The 3,868-nt window shown below is 58.9% G+C and carries 3 protein-coding genes; all 3 read left to right on the top strand.

From position 1 onward, the window contains the following. Positions 1 to 1,568 (top strand): AMP-binding protein (locus tag VN887_00790; GenBank protein HXT38536.1); only part of this gene is annotated, 1,568 nt, incomplete at its 5' end. Next, positions 1,565 to 2,842: a thiolase family protein gene (locus VN887_00785; GenBank protein ID HXT38535.1), complete on the top strand. Its 1,278-nt coding sequence runs from the start codon at positions 1,565 to 1,567 to the stop codon at positions 2,840 to 2,842. The genes VN887_00790 and VN887_00785, both read left to right, overlap by 4 nt. Positions 2,843 to 2,874: 32 nt before the next feature. Then, the coding region (locus VN887_00780; GenBank protein HXT38534.1) for an enoyl-CoA hydratase-related protein at positions 2,875 to 3,868 on the top strand (994 nt) is incomplete at its 3' end.

Below are 3,868 nucleotides of genomic sequence, written 5' to 3'. Positions count from 1 at the left end.
ATGGGCGCATGAACACGAATCTACTCACAACCAGATGGCAGGACCTGCCTGAGAAGGCCCTTCGGCGGCTGCAGGCGGAAAAGCTTCGCCGCTACCTGCGTTGCTGCGTGCTTCCCTTTTCGGTGCGCTACCGCGAAATGTTCAATGCATCGGGTTTGACGGATGATTCGTTTCGTTCGCTGGAAGATTTGCAGCGCCTGCCATTCACTTCGAAAACCGATCTGCTCGATAGTCCTGGCAGTTCGGAGCGACTCAAAGATTTTCTTTTGATCCCGGATCAAAAAACCCTGGCGCGGCGACCCTCGACAGTGGTTCGCGCACTGTTTCATGGCAGGGCCGAGGTTAGTAAACTCTTTGAAAGGGAGTTTCGTCCGATATTCATGACCAGCACTACAGGGCGATCGGCAAACCCCATTCCCTTTTTGTTCACCCAACACGACATCAACAACCTCGCCTTGGCTGGCAAACGGCTCTTTGAGGTTTGTGGTGCCCGGCGTGACATGCGTCTGATGAATCTTTTCCCATACGCCCCGCATCTTGCGTTCTGGCAGACGCATTATGGAGGCGCGGCATTTGGCGTGTTCACAGCCAGCACGGGTGGCGGGAAGGTGATGGGCACCGACGGCAATCTTCGACTGATTCAAAAAATACGACCGGACGTGCTCGTTGGAATGCCGACGTTCATTTACCATGTGCTGCACCAGGCCGCGGAGCAGCGGATTCGCTGTGATAATCTGTGCCGCATTGTCCTGGGCGGAGAAAAGGTTCCGGCGGGCATGAGACGCAAACTGGCGTGTCTGGCGCGTGAACTCGGCGCCAAAAGCACGGACATTGTCGCCACCTACGGTTTCACGGAAGCCAAGATGGCCTGGGGAGAATGCTCGTGCGCACTGGATGAAACGCCCGGAGGTTATCACCTCTACCCCGACCTTGGCATCTTTGAAGTCATCAATCCAAAGACCGGCGAGATTCTCCCGGCCGGTAGCCCCGGGGAACTTGTTTTTACGCCGCTCGACGCCCGGGGCACGGTGGTGCTGCGCTATCGCACAGGCGATTTCATCGACGGTGGTCAGGTGTACGAAGCTTGCCCGCATTGTGGACGGACAGTGCCGCGCCTGATCGGCAACATAACCCGAAGTTCCGAGGTGAAAGAAATGCGGTTGGACAAAATCAAGGGAACACTCGTTGACTTCAACCAGCTCGAGCACGCTCTGGACGACGCGGAACACGTCGGTGCCTGGCAGCTTGAACTGCGCAAGCGCAACGACGACCCGCTCGAGGTGGATGAGTTGATTCTGCATGTCCACAAAACCGATGGTATCCGGGAAGACAAACTTATTCGGGATCTAAACAACCGCCTGGTCGCGAAGACAGAAATTCACCCGAACCGTGTTGTTTTTCACGACGCCGAAGAAATGCGCGAACTTCAGGGAGTTGGAGTTCAAATCAAGGAGCAGAAAATCGTTGATAATCGTCAGGGACAGGAGCATCGCTTGTTCGGACGAACGGGTGATGCGTCACCCGAACTGGCCGCTCAGTCCACGAAAACGGTGGAGATGGCCAAATGAAGACAGAGAGACTCGTCATTGTGGATGGAGTCCGGACTCCATTCGCCAAAATCGGCACAGACCTTGCCGGGCTCGGCGCCGATGAACTGGGCCGGATCGCGGTCAACGCCCTTTTGACCCGCACCGGCCTGGACCCGAACCGGATTGACGAGGTAATCTTTGGCTGCGTGTGTCAGCCAGTGGATGCGGTCAACGTCGCCCGGGTCATCGCTCTGCGCGCCGGCATCCCCCAGAGTGTTCCGGCGGTCACCGTTCACCGCAACTGCGCCTCCGGATGTGAAGCGCTGACGCAGGCTTATGAACGATTTGCCGCGCAGCGTGGCTCGATATTCGTCGTAGGGGGCGCGGAAAGCATGTCACAGATTCCGCTGTTGTTCAAACAATCTGCCGCCGTGAAGTTCGCGGCGTTGTCGAAGGCGAAATCCTTCGGACAGAGGTTGCGTCTGCTCGCATCGTTCCGGCCGTCGGATTTTCAGCCTCGAATCGGATTGCAACTCGGCCTCACCGACCCGGTCTGTGGTTTGAACATGGGCGAAACGGCCGAAGTTCTGGCTCGTGAATTTGGCGTCTCGCGCCAGCAACAGGATGAATTCGCACTGGAGTCTCATCGGCGCGCCCTCGCTGCGCGCGACAAATTGGCGGAAGAAATCTGCCCGGTCTATGCGGAGACGGGCGTCGTCGGCCACGATAATGGGCCGCGACCCAACCAAACTCTGGAAGCGCTGGCCAGGCTCAAGCCTGTTTTCGACCGTAAGACCGGTACTGTAACGGCAGGCAACTCGTCACAAATCACGGATGGCGCTGTGGCATTACTTGTGATGTCTGAATCGATGGCCGCCAAAATGGATTTCGCCCCGCTCGGGTCTCTCGCGGGTTACAGTTACGCCGGCTGCGATCCGTCACGAATGGGCCTCGGTCCGGTGTTCGCCATCGCGAAAGCGGAACTGAGCACGGGTCTGGCCATCGCCGACGCGGACCTCATCGAAATCAACGAAGCCTTCGCCGCGCAAGTGCTTGCCGTTCTCCTGGCGATGGACTCGGAGAAGTTTGCGCGCAAGATGCTGCACCGCGAGACCTCGATGGGGGCGGTCCCCGCTGAAAAGCTCAATGTGAACGGCGGCGCCATCGCACTCGGTCATCCGGTGGGCGCGACGGGTGCGCGTCTGATTTTGACGAGCCTGAAGGAATTGAAGCGGCGAAAGGCGAAGCGCGCGCTTGTGTCGCTCTGCGTTGGCGGCGGGCAGGGCGCGGCAATCTGGTTGGAGGCCCCATGAGAACCGGAGCATTGCCAGCGACCGGAAGCTCAATGGACAGCATCGTTCCGTCCGTCTGTGGGTCGGCTTGTTCACCCCCCGCGCAGGAATCGGATTTCAAGTTCGTGCATCGGCGCATCACCGACGACAGGATTTGCGTCCTCCTGTTCGACCGGCCGGATTCGTCGGCCAATGTTTTTGATCGCGCAACCCTTGAAGAGCTGGGGCGCCAGCTCGATTTTATCATCAACACGCCCGCAATTAATGGGCTTGTGCTTGCCAGCGCGAAGGACTCCATTTTTATTGCGGGCGCCGATCTCCATGCCTTGGCGAACGCATCTTCGGATGACCTGGCCGATCTGATTGGGTTGGGACAATCGGTTTTCAACCGGCTGGCAGCGCTGTCGGTTCCAACCATTGCTGCGATCCATGGCGCGTGTGTCGGTGGGGGTTTTGAAGTGTGCCTCGCTTGCGACAGCCGCGTTGCTTCGCCCGACCGGGTGACGAAGATAGGCCTTCCTGAAACGCAACTGGGCATCCTGCCTGCCTGGGGCGGGAGCACGCGCCTGCCACGACTGATCGGCTTGCCGCGCGCCCTCGACGTGATTCTCGGCGGGAAGACCCTCGCTGCAAAGCAGGCGTTCAAATACGGCATGGTGGATGACCTCGTGGTGCGCGAGCGGCTGGTTGAGTTCGCCTGCCGGAAAATACTGTCCGAAGGGCGCGAGTTCACTCGCCGCCCAAACCGTCTCAATCTTTTGGTGACAAACAATCGCCCGTTCGCGTTTGCCGCGTCGCTGCGGGTCGAGGCGCAGCTGCTGAAAAAGACACGCGGCCATTATCCCGCCCTGTTCAAAGCGCTGGAGGTCGTCACCAAAGGGGTCTCTCGTTCAACCGCGGAATCGCTCGCACTCGAGCGCGAGGCGGTTCTCGAACTGACCGCCACAGAGGAGTGCCACAACCTCATTCAGGTTTTCTTCATGCAGGAACACGCGAAGAAACAGAGCTACCGGATAGGCGACGGAGCGACGGCCTCCAAGGGGGTCA

This window comes from Candidatus Angelobacter sp., from assembly GCA_035607015.1.
Classification (GTDB): domain Bacteria; phylum Verrucomicrobiota; class Verrucomicrobiia; order Limisphaerales; family AV2; genus AV2.
This window is presented reverse-complemented; position numbering and strand designations above follow the sequence as displayed.